This window comes from Adhaeribacter swui (genome assembly GCF_014217805.1).
GTDB classification, from domain to species: domain Bacteria; phylum Bacteroidota; class Bacteroidia; order Cytophagales; family Hymenobacteraceae; genus Adhaeribacter; species Adhaeribacter swui.
Map to the genome: position 1 here is coordinate 5,902,113 of NZ_CP055156.1, position 15,791 is coordinate 5,917,903.

At 44.1% G+C, this 15,791-nt stretch carries 7 protein-coding genes; all 7 read right to left on the reverse strand.

The window, feature by feature from the left end; all coding sequences use genetic code 11:
* Positions 1-366 precede the first annotated feature (366 nt).
* Positions 367-4,521 carry a hybrid sensor histidine kinase/response regulator transcription factor gene (locus tag HUW51_RS24250; protein ID WP_228466890.1) on the reverse strand — a complete coding sequence of 1,385 codons (4,155 nt, stop codon included), beginning with the start codon at positions 4,519-4,521 and terminating at the stop codon, positions 367-369.
* A 197-nt stretch (positions 4,522-4,718) separates the two neighbouring features.
* The gene (locus HUW51_RS24255) at positions 4,719-5,681 is read right to left on the reverse strand and encodes a glycoside hydrolase family 43 protein (RefSeq protein ID WP_228466892.1); all 963 of its coding nucleotides are present in this window, start codon (positions 5,679-5,681) and stop codon (positions 4,719-4,721) included.
* Between the two features lie 75 nt (positions 5,682-5,756).
* Positions 5,757-7,094: a phosphatase PAP2 family protein gene (locus HUW51_RS24260; protein ID WP_228466894.1), complete on the reverse strand. Its 1,338-nt coding sequence runs from the start codon at positions 7,092-7,094 to the stop codon at positions 5,757-5,759.
* 115 nt (positions 7,095-7,209) lie between these two features.
* The gene (locus HUW51_RS24265) at positions 7,210-10,596 is read right to left on the reverse strand and encodes a VCBS repeat-containing protein (protein ID WP_185272159.1); all 3,387 of its coding nucleotides are present in this window, start codon (positions 10,594-10,596) and stop codon (positions 7,210-7,212) included.
* Positions 10,597-10,741: 145 nt separating this feature from the next.
* Positions 10,742-12,535, reverse strand: coding sequence for a glycoside hydrolase family 9 protein (locus HUW51_RS24270; RefSeq protein WP_185272160.1), 1,794 nt, complete (start codon positions 12,533-12,535; stop codon positions 10,742-10,744).
* Between the two features lie 282 nt (positions 12,536-12,817).
* Complete coding sequence (locus HUW51_RS24275) at positions 12,818-14,068, reverse strand: glycan-binding surface protein (protein WP_185272161.1); 1,251 nt, start codon at positions 14,066-14,068, stop codon at positions 12,818-12,820.
* Between the two features lie 56 nt (positions 14,069-14,124).
* Complete coding sequence (locus HUW51_RS24280) at positions 14,125-15,786, reverse strand: RagB/SusD family nutrient uptake outer membrane protein (protein WP_185272162.1); 1,662 nt, start codon at positions 15,784-15,786, stop codon at positions 14,125-14,127.
* Positions 15,787-15,791: the final 5 nt, after the last annotated feature.

Here is a 15,791-nt window from a genome sequence, read left to right on the forward strand (position 1 = left end):
TTCCGGTGCTTTATTTACGCACAATGCGGGAACAGGGATAACAGCTATTAGAAGTTTTATTGCACAAAAAGTATACTAAAATTGCTAAAATAATACAGATATGTAAATTATAAGGATTTTGATTTGATAGGTGTAATAAGAGTAAATTTAACAATAAATCCCGGAGATTCGCCTGAATAGATTAAAGGAAAAATGTAACAACAACCTGAGTGCTAAAACCTTGTTTGCGGGGAAGCTATTTTTACTCAAATATAAGCGATCTGTTAAGGATGCGCAACTAGCTATGTAAAGTATTATAAAAGAACACCAGTAACCCCCGCAGCAGATTTTTTAAAAATTTTAAGTACTAATTGCTTTTATTATTGATTAAACTTTTACGCGTTTTCCCGCCGCAAATGCCGAGGGCAACTCGTTAAACTCTTGTTTAAAGTACTTAGTAAAATATTTCGGATTGTTAAATCCTACTTCATAGGCTACTTCGGCTACGGTAAGCTGGCTTTGGCTTAAAAGCTGCGCGGCTCGTTTTAAACGTACCGTCCGGATAAATTCCAGGGGCGTTTTGCCCGTAATGGCCGTTAGTTTTTTATACAGGTAAACCCGGCTCATGCCTAGTTCGCGGCTAAGCTCTTCTACCGAAAAATCGGGGTTGGCAATATTCTTTTCGGTAAAGGCCACGGCTTTTTGAATCAGTTTTTCGTCGAGCGGCGTAATGGCAATATCCTGAGGTTTTACTTCTAATTTATGCTCTAAAGCCGTACGAAAAGCCGCTTGTTGCCCCATTAAATTCTTTATCCGGGAAAGTAAAATTTCAAAATTAAATGGCTTGGTTATGTAGTCGCTGGCACCGGTTTCGTAGCCAAGCAGGCGTTGTTCTTCGGTAGCGTTGGCCGTTAAAAGTATAACCGGAATATGGGCTGTGCGGGAATCTTTTTTTAATTTCCGGCTTAAAGCCATGCCATCCATTTCGGGCATTATTACATCACTCACAATTAAATCCGGGAGCAGCGAAACAGCCTGGTTCCAGCCTTGTTTGCCGTTTGTTGCTTCTTCTACCCGGTAAAAAACCCGCAAATTATCTTTTAGGTAAAACCGGAAATCTTCGTTATCCTCTACAAGTAGTACCACCGGTTTTTTCCGGTTATTTTCATTTTTAAAAGTTGTTTGATTTGCTGATGCCAGGGCGCTTAAAACCCGAACCTCGCTGGCGGCCGGGCTAATTTCGGGTAAAATTACTTCTTCCTGTACTACTGGCAACATAATGGTAAAACAGGTTCCCTGGCCGGGCAAGCTTTGCATGGTAATCTGGCCGTGGTGCAGTTTCACGAATTCTTTGGTAATGGCCAAACCAATGCCACTGCCCTGATTAATGATAGAACCCGGTAAATCGCTTTGAAAAAAGCGCTGAAATACTTTTTCCTGATCTTCTGCCGGAATTCCAATACCGGTATCTTTTACCTGTATAACCAGATTTTTGCGTTCTACATCGGTAGTAAAATCGGCTACCGTTACTTCTATCGAAACTTTGCCGCCTTCAGGGGTAAACTTAAAGGCATTAGAAAGCAAGTTAAACAGTATTTTCTCTAGTTTATCCTGGTCCAGATGGGTTTGCAGGTGCGCTACCGTAGCCTGAAAAGTGAGTTGAATATTCTTATTTTCTGAAATGTCCGAGAAAGAATAAACAATATCGCGGATAAAAGGAATAACATCTACCGGCGTAGGATGTAAGGCAATTTCCTGAACTTCCATTTTCCGGAAATCGAGCAATTGATTAACTAAATTTAACAACCGGCGGGCATTGCGGTAAATAAGTTGTAATTGTTTGTTTGGCTCGCCCGGGCTACTATTTTCTTTTAGTAATTTTTCTAAAGGTGATAAAATTAAAGTAAGCGGCGTGCGAAACTCGTGGCTGATATTGGTAAAAAACCGAATTTTAAGCATATCCAGTTCATGGCGGCGCTGGCCTTCTAAGCGCTCCTGGGCTAATTTGTACTTCAGCCTTTCTTGTCCCAGTACTATTTGCCGGGCCAGCCACAAAGCCAATATTATCAGCAATATATATATCCCCAGTGCCAGGTTGGTTTTCCAGAACGGGGGCAGAATCGTAATTTTTAAAGCCGCGCCTTTGGGGTTCCAGAGGCCATCGTTGTTCGTAGCTTTAACCCGGAAAGTATAGGTACCAGGATCCAGGTTGGTAAAAGTAACCCGGTGCAATTTATTATCTACGGTTAACCATTGCTCATTAAAACCTTCTAGTTGGTAAGCATATTGATTTTTTTCGGGTTGCAAAAAGTTTAAAGCCGCAAAACCAATGGTAAACATATTCTCGTGATGATGCAAGGTTATTTCGGGCAGTTGGTTTATGGCCTTGGTTAAAAGTACCCGGTCATGAACTGTAGCGCCGGGCTTTACTGGTTGATTAAACAACTGAAAACTGGTTAAAACCACGGCCGGTGCTTGTTTGTTTACTCCCAGCTTACCCGGATGAAATAGGTTAAAACCGTTACTACCACCAAAAAGTAAATCGCCGGACCTGGTTTTCAGAAAAGCGTTGTCGTTAAAAGCTTTGTCCTGCAAGCCATCCGAAACATCGTAATTTTTAAATTGGAGGGTGTAGCCTGCGTTGGTTGTTGCTTTACAGACTTTTACGTTAGAGATACCGTTCTGCGTGGAAAGCCACATGGTTTGCTGATCGTCTTCTACTATACCCTGGATGGCATTATCGGGCAATCCGTTTTCCTGGCGGAAACTGTAAATCTTATTTTTAAGCGGGTCCAGAATATTTAATCCTTCGTTCGTGCCAATCCAGATTAAGCCGCGGCTATCTTCTTTAACCGTAACAACATTGTTGCTGCTTAAGCCCTGGGGGTTGTTGTTATTATTTACGTAGTGAGTAAACTTGCCCGTTCGATGGTCTTTTTTATCTACTCCGTAAGCGGTGCCCACCCATAAATTGCCAACTTTATCTTCGGTAATAGAAAAAATATAATCCGAATGGATTGAACCCGGCGCGTTAGCCCGGCAATGTTGAAATTTCCCGGTTTGCCGGTCCAGTAAGTCCAGGCCGCCGCCCAAAGTACCTACCCACAAATTATTCTTAGAATCTTCGTAGATTTCCCAAACCCGGTCGTCGGCTAAGCTATGCGGGTCATCGGCCTGATGCTGGTAATGGGTGAAAGTTTTACCATCAAACTTATTTAAACCGCCGTAATAAGTACCCAACCACAAGTTTTGCTGCTTATCCAGGTGCATGCCTACAATTACGTTATTGCTTAAACTATTTTTATCGTGCGGGTTATGCGTAAACTGCGTAAAACGGTTGGTGGCCCGGTTAAAATAAAGCAAGCCGGCCCCGTTGGTGCCAATGTAAATATTGCCTTGAGCATCTTCTACAAACCGGTTCACATCGTTGTAAGGTAAACTGGCCGGGTTTGCTGCCTGATACCGGTAAACCGGAAACTTATTGCTGTTGGGATGATAGTAACTAATGCCGGCCTTGTAAGTACCAATCCAGATAATATTGGCCTTGTCGCGGTACAAAGCATAAATGCTATTCTGGCTGATACTTTGTTCTTCGTCCAGGTTTTGCAGCAGGTACTCAATTGTATTTTTTTTCTTGTCAATCACGTTTACGCCACCATGATCAGTACCAATCCAGATTTTGCCATTTTGCTCCTGCACAATGCTGCGCACCAGGTCATTATTTAAAGGTAGGCTTTGCGATTGCCGATGGTAACGGCTAAATTTTAAATTTTTAGAATTTAAGTAAATAACTCCCAGGGGTACTTCTTCCTGGTAAATCCAAATATCGCCCGCATCGTCGGCGAAAAGCTTAAAGTTTTGTTCTGTTCCGGCGGTAGCGGGCCGCACGTAGTGCGAAGAGTAAAGCAATGCCCAATTGGAGCTACTTCGTTTTTCCAGCATACCATCGCGGTAAATTACCCAGAAATTTCCTTTATTGTCCTGAATTAAATCGGATAACTGGGAGGAGTGCAATGCCGATTGCGCGTTTGCCTGATTGGTAAAAGTCTGGGTTTGCTTATTTTTAGGATTGTATTGGTACAAGCCTTGCGTATTGTGCACAAACCAAAAATTACCCGCCAGATCTTTTACTACTTTCGTAATCGCCGAATCGGGTAGGGCGTATTTTTGCATCCAGCGGCGCAGGTTAGGTTCAAACGATTCGGTTACGGGATTATAAATACTTAAACCCGCCCTAGTATTTACCCAAATAGTTTGCTCCGGCCCTTCATAAATCGAAAGGATGTAATTATTAGGCAGGGTTGTTTTATCCCGGCTATCGTGGCGAAATGTCTTAAAAGTAGTTCCATCGTACCGGTTTAAACCGGTCATGGTACCGAACCACAAAAAGCCCTGGCTGTCTTCTAAAATACAATTAATCTGATTATTGCTTAAACCTTTATCGTTGGCAATCCGGGTAAATTTATACTGGCCGGGTTGCGCCATTATAGGCTGGAAAGAGATTAAACCAAGTAGAAAAAACAGAAAAAATTTAAAATTCATGCTGAAGTAAGAAACGGGCTTTCCTTGCGGTTTACTTTGCCCAGGGCAACCAATCTTTGTGCGTGCATAAGTAAGTGCCAGAAAGTACTAGCGTAACGCGAATCTTTACCGGAAAGTGCGAAGCTAGCAACATGCACCCGCAAATTATAGCAGCCGATTTTAGATAGATAAAGCTTGCGCAGGAGTTTAAGCTAAATTTACAGCTTTTTTAAATTTTCGTATTCTTGGCGGGTAACTTTAAAAACTGTTCCGTGTCGCACGCCCGCCGGAAAAGTAATTTTAGCTGAAACATCCGTCCAGTTTTTTAAATCCGGCGAGGTAACGGCGCCCATTTTGCCTTCAGTATATTTATCGAAATACACCATCCAGTTTTTGCCTAATTTTAAAGCAGTAGGTCCTTCGGCCCAGTATTTACCGGTAATGGGTGGTCCGGCGGCACTGTAAGGCCCCGTCAGGTTTTTGCTCCGGGCAATCCGCAGATTCTTCCGGGGTGGTTCCCGGGTTTCATCTTTCAAAAACATCAGGTATTCGGTACCATTGGGTACAATGGTGGCATCAATTACGTTAAACCCTGGTTCGTATAACAGTTGGGTCGGACTAAATTTTTTAAAATCGGCGGTAGTGGTATAATACATCCGGTGATTGTACCCGTTTTCTTCTTTCGATTGGGTTTCCGGGTACAAACCGGTAATGGTAGTGGCCCAGTAGATAATGTATTGCTTTTGCCTGGGATCATAAGTTATTTCGGGAGCCCAACTGTTGCGGGCGCCTGCTTCGTGCTCCATCACCGGAATATACTGCTGCTCCGACCAATGAATTAAATCCGGAGAATTGGCATACCCAATTCCTTTGGCGTTCCAACTCACCGTCCAGACCATGTGGAACAAGTTATCCGGCCCTTTAATAATGCAGGGATCACGCAAGAGTTTATCCGGACTAAGCTGGGGTTTTAGAAAGATACTGTCGTTTTTTAAAGCCGACCAATGCAGGCCGTCGGTGCTGGCAGCAAAATGTAATCCGTCGCCGTTACCTTTAAAATATGCAAACAGCAAGGCTTCGTTTTTTGCTAGCTCCTGCGCCTGAACCTTAAACAAGACAGTAATAGTAAGAATAAAGCTTATAAAGGGTACAAAGAATATAATTTTTAAAAAATTAGTCATTCTAATAAGTAAGTTAAATTGCGAAAGATAACTTATTTATCAGATTTACCAATTCTACAATTTGGCTAAACGCAACTATTTGGTTTTGGCCGCGGCTAATGTACCTGGCTTTTTATTTACCTTATTTACTACCCACTCGCCCACCTGTAAACCTTGCAAACGGCCATTATCGATGGCATCGCGAAAGTGAATACCGCCATAAAACCGCGAAATACCGGCTTCATCGGCTGCCTGTTGAAAAGACTTAAACTCCCGGGCGGGCAAACCAAACCGCACTTCTACGGTATCGATATATTTAAAATTATCGCCTAAGTAATGCGTTAAAACCACCGCGGCCGCCGACGAAATAGTAGAATGGCCGCTTAAATATTCCGGAAAAGGTGGCGTTTGCAGAAGGGGTTTCCATTGCGGATCAATGTATTTGCGGATGGCCGTTTCCGGGCGAATGCGATTACTCCGGAATTTCTCGTCCCAGCAAGCTAAAAAACCGTCCATCAACGAAATAGAAACCAAGGTATTTATTTGCATGGCTTTGGCAAAAGGCACTTGGGCTTGTTGGCAGGCAATACCCGTAATCCCTAGCCAATGCGCTCCCGGTGATATTTTTTTCATGCCCACCAGCATGTGCCCGTTATCTTGCAACGCAAACGGATTGCAATCCCAGAAAGCCGCAACTTCCCGGTGGTCCTTGGGCAAGTCAACCCCTTCCTGGTAACATTCCTGCATCAATTTAAAAAACGCCGACGTTTTATCTGTGGAAAAAGCCACTGGAGGCGCGGGTTTAAACTGCACGCAGGTATCCAGGGTAAACGAACGAATGGTGTTAAAATAAGGCTCTACCGGAGCAAAATAGCCGGGCGGTGTTGGGTACCAAGTACCATCCTGGTTTGAGGGCGTATACCGGGGATAATTACTGATGCGGTTGTATTTATCGGCTTTGGCATAGGCCAGCATATTTTTACTGATAGCCTGGGCATAATTTAACGAAGCGGTAATTACTTCTTCCGAAATGCCTTGCTGGCGACAAGAGTATAGGAATTGCTGTTCGTACTTATCTAACAAAGTGCCCGAAGGTTGCATCTTTTTGGCCGTTTCCATCATGGCCAATAAAGCGCTTAACTGGTACGAATAACCAGTTACCGCCGGTTTTTCTATTTGGGGGTATTTATTTAATATTCCGTGCATGTTGGGGCTGGCGCTATCATTTTGCGCCACTACCTCGTAACCGGCCAGACAAGCGTAAGAAAAAAAGCGGGCCGCCAAGGGCGGATTGGTAACATCGTGCACCATAATATCCGTCATCTCGGCCAACACTTGGCTAATTTGCTGACTTTTAAACTGCGGTTCCGCTTGTTTCGGGGCGCATCCAAAAAGGAAAGTTAATGCAACAAGAAATTTTAAAAAATTTGTCATTTAAGCAATCAGTACAAGTAAAATTCTGAAGCCTGTATAATTAAATTTACCGGATTCTGCAGCCTTAAAGATACTAGTTTATTTGCAATCAATAATTTAAGACTTCATTCCGGGCTTACTTTTTTGCGGTAATAACCGGCGTTTTCCTATTTAACTTATAAGCCATAATGGGTTGTTGATTTACCCCCACCAACATAGTTCCGTTTACCGTTATAATATTTCGTACATCGCCGCGTAACTGCAAACCCGATTGTGGCTGCGGCACATAGGCAAATTTCCCATACCCCAATCCTTGTAACAACACGCCATAATTGGCATCGGCTTTCCCAAACCGTAACCGGGCCTGGTTCTGATTACCGGCCAGCAACACATCTAATTGGCCATCGTGGTTATAATCCAAAGTACTGATAGCGTAAACCGGGGCAAACTGCGCTTCTATGGGCAAGGTAACTGGTTGCCAGGTATGTTGCGGACTGCTCAAAAACAAACTGGTGCTTAACCAATTAGCCTTTAACTTATTAGCGCCTTGTAGTTCTTCCGGGGTAAAGATATCCGATAAGCCGGCATCGGCGTAGCTTTTGTAATCCGGGAAGCGGGTGCGCATCATGCTGATTTGGTCGAGTAACTCGTCGCGACTCACGTAAGGGTAACTCTTACCTTGCAGGTACAAGCACAAAATCGGATCTACCGAACCATTATCGTCAAAATCTTTGTAAACTAATTCGGCGGGTTGTTTTTCCGTAGCTTTACACTGGCTGTTAAGTCCCAGGTTGCCAATAAGCAAATCGGGCTGTTGATCCTGATTAAAATCACCCACGACCAGCTTGTTCCACCAGCCCCGGTACGATTTTGTAAAAAACCTTGAGGTATTATCGGTGAGCTTGCCGTTTTTATTACTAAACACCGTTACCGGTAGCCACTCCCCCACCACCACCAATTCTGGCGTTTTATCCTGGTTTAAATCCACCCAGGCAGCATCCGTAATTAAACCCAAACGTGCGAGTTGGGGCGCTATATTTCCGGTTTGGTCGGTGAACTGGCCCTTACCATTATTTATTAAAACGTAACTGCGGGGCGCTTCGGGGTACCGGCCCGGAATAACCCGGCCACCTACAAACAGATCCATGGCTCCATCGTGGTTGATATCGCTGGCCCGCACGCAACTGGTACTGGTAAGCATAACCGGTAAAGCTTGTTCGCTTTTTTTAAAATTTCCGGTTCCATCACCTAAATACAGGCGGTCTTGGAGTAAAGGGTCGTCCGGTGTAAAGTTATTGTAGCCTCCGCTGCACACGTACAAGTCCAGTTTATTATCCTGGTTTACATCTACAAACAAAGCGTCTACGTCCTCGCTGTTCTTATCCGAAGCAAAATCCGGGTTGGGCTTCAGAATAAACTTACCACTTTTTTGCTGCAGGTATAATTGGCTGGCTTGTCCGGCACTGCCGCCAACAAATACATCTTCTAAACCATCGCCATTTACATCGGCTTTTACCAGGCAAGGGCCACTAAAAGACAAAGGATTTACTAAAAGCGGCTGCCGTTTAAAATCGTTTAGGTTATTGGATTGATGCGTAAAAGCAAACGGCGAAGATACTGCTTGAAAAACAGGAGAAGTTTTTTCCGGAACTGGTACGTAACGGTTTAGGGCATCGCTTTCCTTTAAATTTAGTACCTGATTAACTTTAACCTGGCGCAATACCTGCTGCTTACCACTTTGCCAAACTACCCGCACCGAATCTACCTTGGTGCTGGCTCCTAAACCTACGTGCAGCACCGGCGATACACTCGACTGAAATCCGCGGGAAGGCATTTGCTCTAAATATTGTTTTTTGCCTTGAGCATACACCCATATTTTTGCTCCTATGCCGGCTGTATTTTTACCGCTGCCTTGTAGCTTAAGCTGTAAATAATTATTTTTTAAAAATTTCTCATTGTGATTCTGGTAAATAAAAGCCGGTTGGTTTACGTTATTCACCACCAAATCCAAATCGCCGTCATTATCCAGGTCGGCGTAAGCGGCGCCATTGCTGTTAGAAGGTTTATTTAAACCCCAAGCCCAGCTTTTATTCTGAAACTGCACGCCATTGGTATTCTGAAAAACATAGTTTACCACGTTCGATGCAGGCATGCTTTTTACCAGCGCCATCATATCTTGCTCGCTTACATTGCCGGCTTTTTGCTGCAAGAAATCGCCCCGGTACTTAATAAAATCCATGTTGGTAAAGTCGCGCAGAAAACCGTTGGTAACAAAAAGATCTTTCCAGCCATCGTTGTCGTAATCCGCAATTAAGGGTGCCCAGCTCCAGTCGGTGTTGGATATACCGCTTAACTGGCCCACTTCGCTAAAGGTACCATCGCCGTTATTGAGTTGCAGCATGTTGCGCATGTACTGGTAATGAAACCCGACCCGTAAAAAGAGATTAAAATGTTCGTAGTTATCCGGGGCAAACAACAGCTTCTGCCGCCGGTTATCTTCGGGCAGCATATCCAGGGTAACAATATCAGCTAGCGCATCATTATTTAAATCGGCTACATCATTGCCCATGGAGTAGATGGGCGTATGCCCAATGCCGGATTTTAATTTGTCGGTAAAGGTGCCATTGCCATTATTAATGTACAGGTAATCGGGGGCCGAATAATCGTTAGAAACGTAAATATCGGGCCAGCCATCCTGGTTGATGTCAGCCACTCCGGCGCCTAAGCCGTAAGTAAAGGCCGAGTTGACAAAACCGGCTTTATCGGAAATATCTTTAAAATGCCCCTTATCGTTTTGAAATAATTTCACCCGCATGTTGGGCTCCGGGTGTTTTTTAATCTCCGCAATGGTAATATCGTCGAGGTTGCGAAATAACTGCGGATTATGGTTCAGCAGAAATAAATCCAGGTCATTATCCCGGTCGTAGTCGAAAAAGGTAGCGTGGGTACTGAAAGAAGAATCGGCCAATCCATATTCCCGAGCTTGCTCCAGAAAACGTGGATTACCACTCGCATCCGGCCCCTGGTTGATAAATAGTTCGTTTATTCGGGCTTCGGGGGGCATGTTTCCGGAGTAGCAAACGTAAATATCCAATAGGTTATCCCCGTTCACATCGGCCATGGTCACCCCGGTTTTCCAGGTTTGGGGCCGGCCGGTCACCCCTGCTTGTTCGGTAACATCGTTAAACTGCAGGTTGCCTTTATTTAGGTACAAGCGGTTGGGTGTCATGTTACCCGTAAAGTAAATATCCTGTAAACCGTCGTTGTTTAGGTCGCCTATTGCTACGCCACCACCGTTGTAAAAGTACTGGTACATCAGCACATTGCCGTACATACTTTCGGTTAAAGAATTGGTAAAATGTACGTTGGTTTTTTCGGGCGCTAATAACGTAAATAATGGATTCTGAGGTACCTCCTGCTGGGTATTACGATCGGCTAAACTTTGCTCCTTTTTGGTACAACTACTTAAAAAGCCAACAATGCTTAATAAAACTAAAAAGGAGCTACGACTACTAAACGGCATTAAAAATCAGATAATTCGGGTTTCTTCTTTGCTAAATACTTTTCTGGACGGATTAATTCCCCGGAGCCGCTATATAAATATACCCCTGATTGCGCGGATGAACCAGGGGTATATTTTTAAAATTTTAAATTTTTAAATTTCTGGATTACTTGGTGGCAACAGTACCTATTTGATTCTGTAAAGCATCGATTGCCGAAGCTAAGTACACAAACGGGGAATTCCAATTAATGGCAATTTCGTTGGAAGCGTAAGAGCAATCGTGGTCAATATACACCTCATCAGGCGATGTGGCGGTGTAGCCCGCGCATTTATCTTGTTCTTTGGCACGGGCGTTGGTGCCACCAGATAGTAAACCAGGTACAGGTTCCTCCACGCCATCCGCTACGGAAAGCCGATGGTGCGGGTGCATGGTAGATTTCTTCCCGAAACCGGTTAAAAACGAATAGCCCACGGCATTGCGGCCCAACAAGTAATCGAGGTTCCCGAGTGCTCCTTGCAGGTATTTTTTGTCTGAAGTTAATTTATAAGCCTGAATCAGAGCAATCCCTTGGTTAGCCGCTACCGCACTGCTGCCCCAAATGTAATCTTTTTCGGTTTTACCCATTACTGTACGGTAGGTTCGCTCGGCGGCACCCGCTAATAAATCATCGGCGAACTGCACCAATTGCTTTTGTATACCCGGTACATCTTTTTGCGCTATCGGCGTTAGATTCTTGTTAAACCGGGCAAGCGTATAATAACCGAGCATTTTTACCTGCGGCCACGAAGGTAGGGTAAGCTGGTCAGCGGTGTTAATTTTAGCGGCAGTGTAGTAAGAGTCTTTTTTGGTAGTTACGTATAATTCGGCACCGGCCCAGGTAAGTTCGTCGTTAAATTCGCGGTCGCCGTAAGCGCCGGTGGTTACTTTGGGCTCAAACTGCTTGTTCATGGCTTCCTGGTCGTAAACTACGTTCGGGTTCTTTTGGGCCCACTCCCAGGCTTTTACCGCCGCATTTAAGCAAGAATCCGAAAGACCCGGAAGTTCTCGGTTAAAGTTTTTATAAATCCGGCTGGCCTGGGCCATAACGGCAGCAAAATCTAAAGTTGCGGCGGTACCTTTTTGTACTACGTAGCGGGGTTTAACAGCTTTATCCGGCATAATCATCCCATCGAAAGCGGCATTGGTTAATTTATGGTATACGCCGCCATCGTTCGGGTCTTGCATAGTCAGCATCCAGCGTAAGTTCCAGAGCACTTCGTCCAGAATATCGGGCACCTGATTGGTGCTTTCGGGAATATTTAATTTTTGGGTTTTAAAGTATGCCGAAAAATCTTCGTAAGCCGAGAGTAAAGTACCCATGGTAATGCCGCTGTTCACAATATATTTATTGTAATCGCCGGCATCATACCAACCCCGCGGCGAGGCGATTACCGTACCGGCTGGTCGCTGCGTCGAAACCGCCGATGGATGTACCTGAACTTCGTTATCAGTTTTAGCGTGACCTGCGGGCCGGTGCCATTTACCCGCATATTTTTCGGGCAACTCCGTAGAAACCCGCTGATAATAAAAACCTTTTAAAGAAGCCGCCGCTACCGCTTTATGTACGTCTTTCTGGATTTGAAAAGAATACGAGGAACCTACTCCCGGAATATCTACTACGTAATTGCCATTGGTTTTAAAAGCGCTAAAATCAGCTATTCGGGTAGGCTTTTTAGAAAATTCGCCGGGTTTGCTGGGGGTTAATTTACCGGTATAAACCGTTTTTTTACCATCCGGAGTTTTTACGTAAAAAGTATTACTGGTAGGCTCGCCCACCACCACGGCTAGCTTTTCGGCCTGCGGGTAAAAACCAACCTGGTTCAGGCGAATATTTTCCGAAGATTGTTGAGCCTGGAGGGTAAAGGCAGGCACTAACAAAAGTAAACTCCCCCCAAATTTAAGTTTTTTAAATTTATTCATATTGAAACAAGGTTCTTCTGTATAAATAATGTATTCCGGAATATTATACCAAGTGGCTGATCAGGAAGGAAAAACAATATTCTTTAAAATTTTAAATTTTTCAACCGGTTAATTAGCACAAAGTATTCCTATTCAATTAATACAAGCTAAAAATAAACTAGCCTTGATTCATGTACCAAGGCTAGTTTACTATTTAGATAAAAGTAGCTAAACCGCAGCTTCTGTCTTTTACTAGTTGCACGGCTTGGTTAGCTAAAAATCAAATTTTTAAAAATTAGATTACTACTTAGTAATATTTACAATCCGCATGTTATCAATGGCAATGGTAGCAGGTACATCCGCCGAATTGGTATTGATAATTACTGCCCGGTAATTTTTTACGCCTGCTTTATTTCCTTTTAATAAATCGCCGTACTTCGCCAGTTTGGTGCTACCATTTACTAAGTCTGCCAAAGGCACAGCCACGGTATACCAACGGCCATCGGTGCTCCGCACGAAATCTTTTAAATCAATGTTCGCGGTAATTTCTTTATCGGTGGCTTCTTGGGTCATTACCTGCAATTGAATTCCTTCTAATGCTGTATTAGCTACTGCTACTTCCATACGCGCTTCGAAATTGGCAATCGGATCTTCCGGGTTATAATTGGAAGCCGGATCAGTCGGGAAAATTTGGCCTCCTCCAAAATCCGCCAGGTTAATTACTTTGTCGTTAGACCAGCCATATGCCCCCGGAAGACTCATATTCACTAAAGCAAATTTTCCTTCTAAGGGGTTAATGCCCGGTGCCGAGTTTGTGATATTGCTGGCCGGTATGCCCCAGCCAAATGGATTTTTATCGTCGAAGTTACTTACCATGCCCACACTGTATAACTTGGTCCGGGCGTTCGCTAAAGATTTACCACTTTCGGAGGTAACAATTACATCTCCTTTTGTTGGGTCAAAACCGGTTGGTACAGTAACCGTTAAAGATAAACCATCTGGTAAAGTTGAAAAATTAGTACCTGATACGCCACCCGGAAAAGTTACTTCTTTTACAAAATAAAAGTATTTGCCATACAAGGTTAAGGGTTCGCCGGCTTTTACATATTCATTGCTCATGGCTTGAATCTCTGGAACCGGGGGTAGAACGGTAAAGTCGAAGGTAGCATCTCCTTTGGAATTGCTCACTACTAATTTGTTCGAAACAGTAGCTGCGGTAGCCACAGTTGGCGTTTGCTCCGGAATACGAACCATCAGGTAATTCTTAGAAGCGTAAGCCGTGTTAAAAGAAGCACTATACCCGTTGAAAGTAATAGACCGGGTATTTTCTAAATTTTGCCCTTTAATAACAATAGTTGAGCCTAAAGTAGATTGCGTAAAAGTGCTATCGGCTTTGTTGGGATCCATAGAACGGATAGCCTCAATTACCGGTGCCGCTTTTGCCTCGGCTGGCGTGGTGGGATCATCCTCCTGGCATGAAAACAAGACTCCTGCTACCAGTAACAGCAGCAAGGAACTTAGGCGATTGATGGAAAAAATGGTAAACTTCTTCATATATCATTTATTTTACCGGTCTGCCTTGAGTTATAAGGCAGACCGATTATTAGCTTTTATTGAAATTGATAGGGAACAGGTTCTTTCCGTAAGTTAGGAGCCCGGCTGAGTTCAGCGGCCGGATAAGGCACAAAGAAGCTAGACTCGTTCACCGAATAGAATTGTGGCGTAACTGATTCTATGGTCCAGGAAGTAGCGTTTACTTTGGCATTTGGCGTAATCCGGTAAGTTCCCCGGTCTTGCTTACTCAGTTTATCTAAAGCCAAAGTAGGGTTATAATAATGCAAGCGAACGATATCGTACCACGATTGGCCTTCCATAGCTAACTCTACCCGTCTTTCTCTGTAAATATCTTCCCAGGTAATTTCGGTTTTCGCCGGTACACCTGCTCTTACCCGAACCGCATTAAAGGCATTTAAAGCGCCGGCATCGGCGGTAGAAGCATTATTACCCAAAATAGCTTCTGCGTAAATTAACAGAACTTCTGAATAACGCATTAAATAGGTCTGAATTTCGGTACCCATCTGCACTACTTTACCATCGTTATCTTCCGGACGACCTACTACGTATTTTTTAATATTAGCCCGGGTTTTAAAGGCATCAGCACCATTGTTATCGGTAGTTACCTGCAATGGGCGTTTAATTTTAGCACCTGGCTTGTTCGGGTCGTTTACTTCTTCAGTAATATAAGAATACACATCGCCCGGGAACATGTAAGTAGCTTTTCTCCGCTTATCCCCTTCTTCGTACGACTTCAGGATATCCATGGTAGCCCCATGGTCACCGCCCCAACCATCGCCAAAACCGGTAATGCTGGAAGAATAAGCCATGTACGCTTGTTGCGTATTTTGCGCTCCCCAGTAAGTGCTGCCACCGTTGTAAACCCACTGCAAAGCGGCTACAGTTTCTTCGTTGCCGTTGTTTTTGGTTAAATACAAATCTTCGTAGTTAGGCAACATATTAAATGAATTCGCATCTATTACCGACTTAGCATAGTACGCCGCACTATCTAAATCAGACTGCCGACGGGTACCGTTTGAGCCAACACCGGCCCGGGTTAAAAACATCCGGGATAACATGGCCTGCGCCGAATATTTGGTAAGCCGGGATTTTTGCACCGGACTAGCCGGTAATACTTTAGAAGCATACCGGATATCGCGGATAATAAAGTCCCAAACACTTTCTACGGTATTGCGTGCAATTGAAGTGTCGGTGAGCACTTTGGTATTATCTTCTAATAACGGCACCGGACCAAAAGTTTGCACCAGGTAAGAGTAAGCTAAACCCCGGAAAAAACGGGCTTCGCCGATGGCGTGCAACTTAATATTTTCCGGTACGGCTGGGTCGGCAAACTTATTTACGTTGTTTATTACGGCATTAGATTGACCCACAATGTTAAAAAACGATTGCCAGGCGCCATTTACCGATTCCTGGGTAGGAGAACTGGCCAGACGTACGTGTTCCATCTCGTAAGAAGGAGAAAAGAACGTTCCGCCCCGGCCATCACCAATTCCTACGGCGGCCTTATCGTTGTAACCAAACCACACGCCACTGTACAAAGGCGCGGTAGCCATTAAAACCTGATCGGTAGTTTTATAATACTGTACATCCGTAATTCTATCCAATGGCGGACGGTCCAGAAATTCTTCGCTACAGCCGGTTAGTAAACCCAAAAGCATCAGGCCAACTGTATATTTTTTTAAATTTATCTTCAACATTTTGC

Coding starts and splice junctions, on each gene's coding strand:
- HUW51_RS24250 (WP_228466890.1), bottom strand. CDS start 4,521: ATGAATTTTAAATTTTTTCTGTTTTTTCTACTTGGTTTAATCTCTTTC.
- HUW51_RS24270 (WP_185272160.1), bottom strand. CDS start 12,535: ATGAATAAATTTAAAAAACTTAAATTTGGGGGGAGTTTACTTTTGTTA.
- HUW51_RS24265 (WP_185272159.1), bottom strand. CDS start 10,596: ATGCCGTTTAGTAGTCGTAGCTCCTTTTTAGTTTTATTAAGCATTGTT.
- HUW51_RS24275 (WP_185272161.1), bottom strand. CDS start 14,068: ATGAAGAAGTTTACCATTTTTTCCATCAATCGCCTAAGTTCCTTGCTG.
- HUW51_RS24280 (WP_185272162.1), bottom strand. CDS start 15,786: ATGTTGAAGATAAATTTAAAAAAATATACAGTTGGCCTGATGCTTTTG.
- HUW51_RS24260 (WP_228466894.1), bottom strand. CDS start 7,094: ATGACAAATTTTTTAAAATTTCTTGTTGCATTAACTTTCCTTTTTGGA.
- HUW51_RS24255 (WP_228466892.1), bottom strand. CDS start 5,681: ATGACTAATTTTTTAAAAATTATATTCTTTGTACCCTTTATAAGCTTT.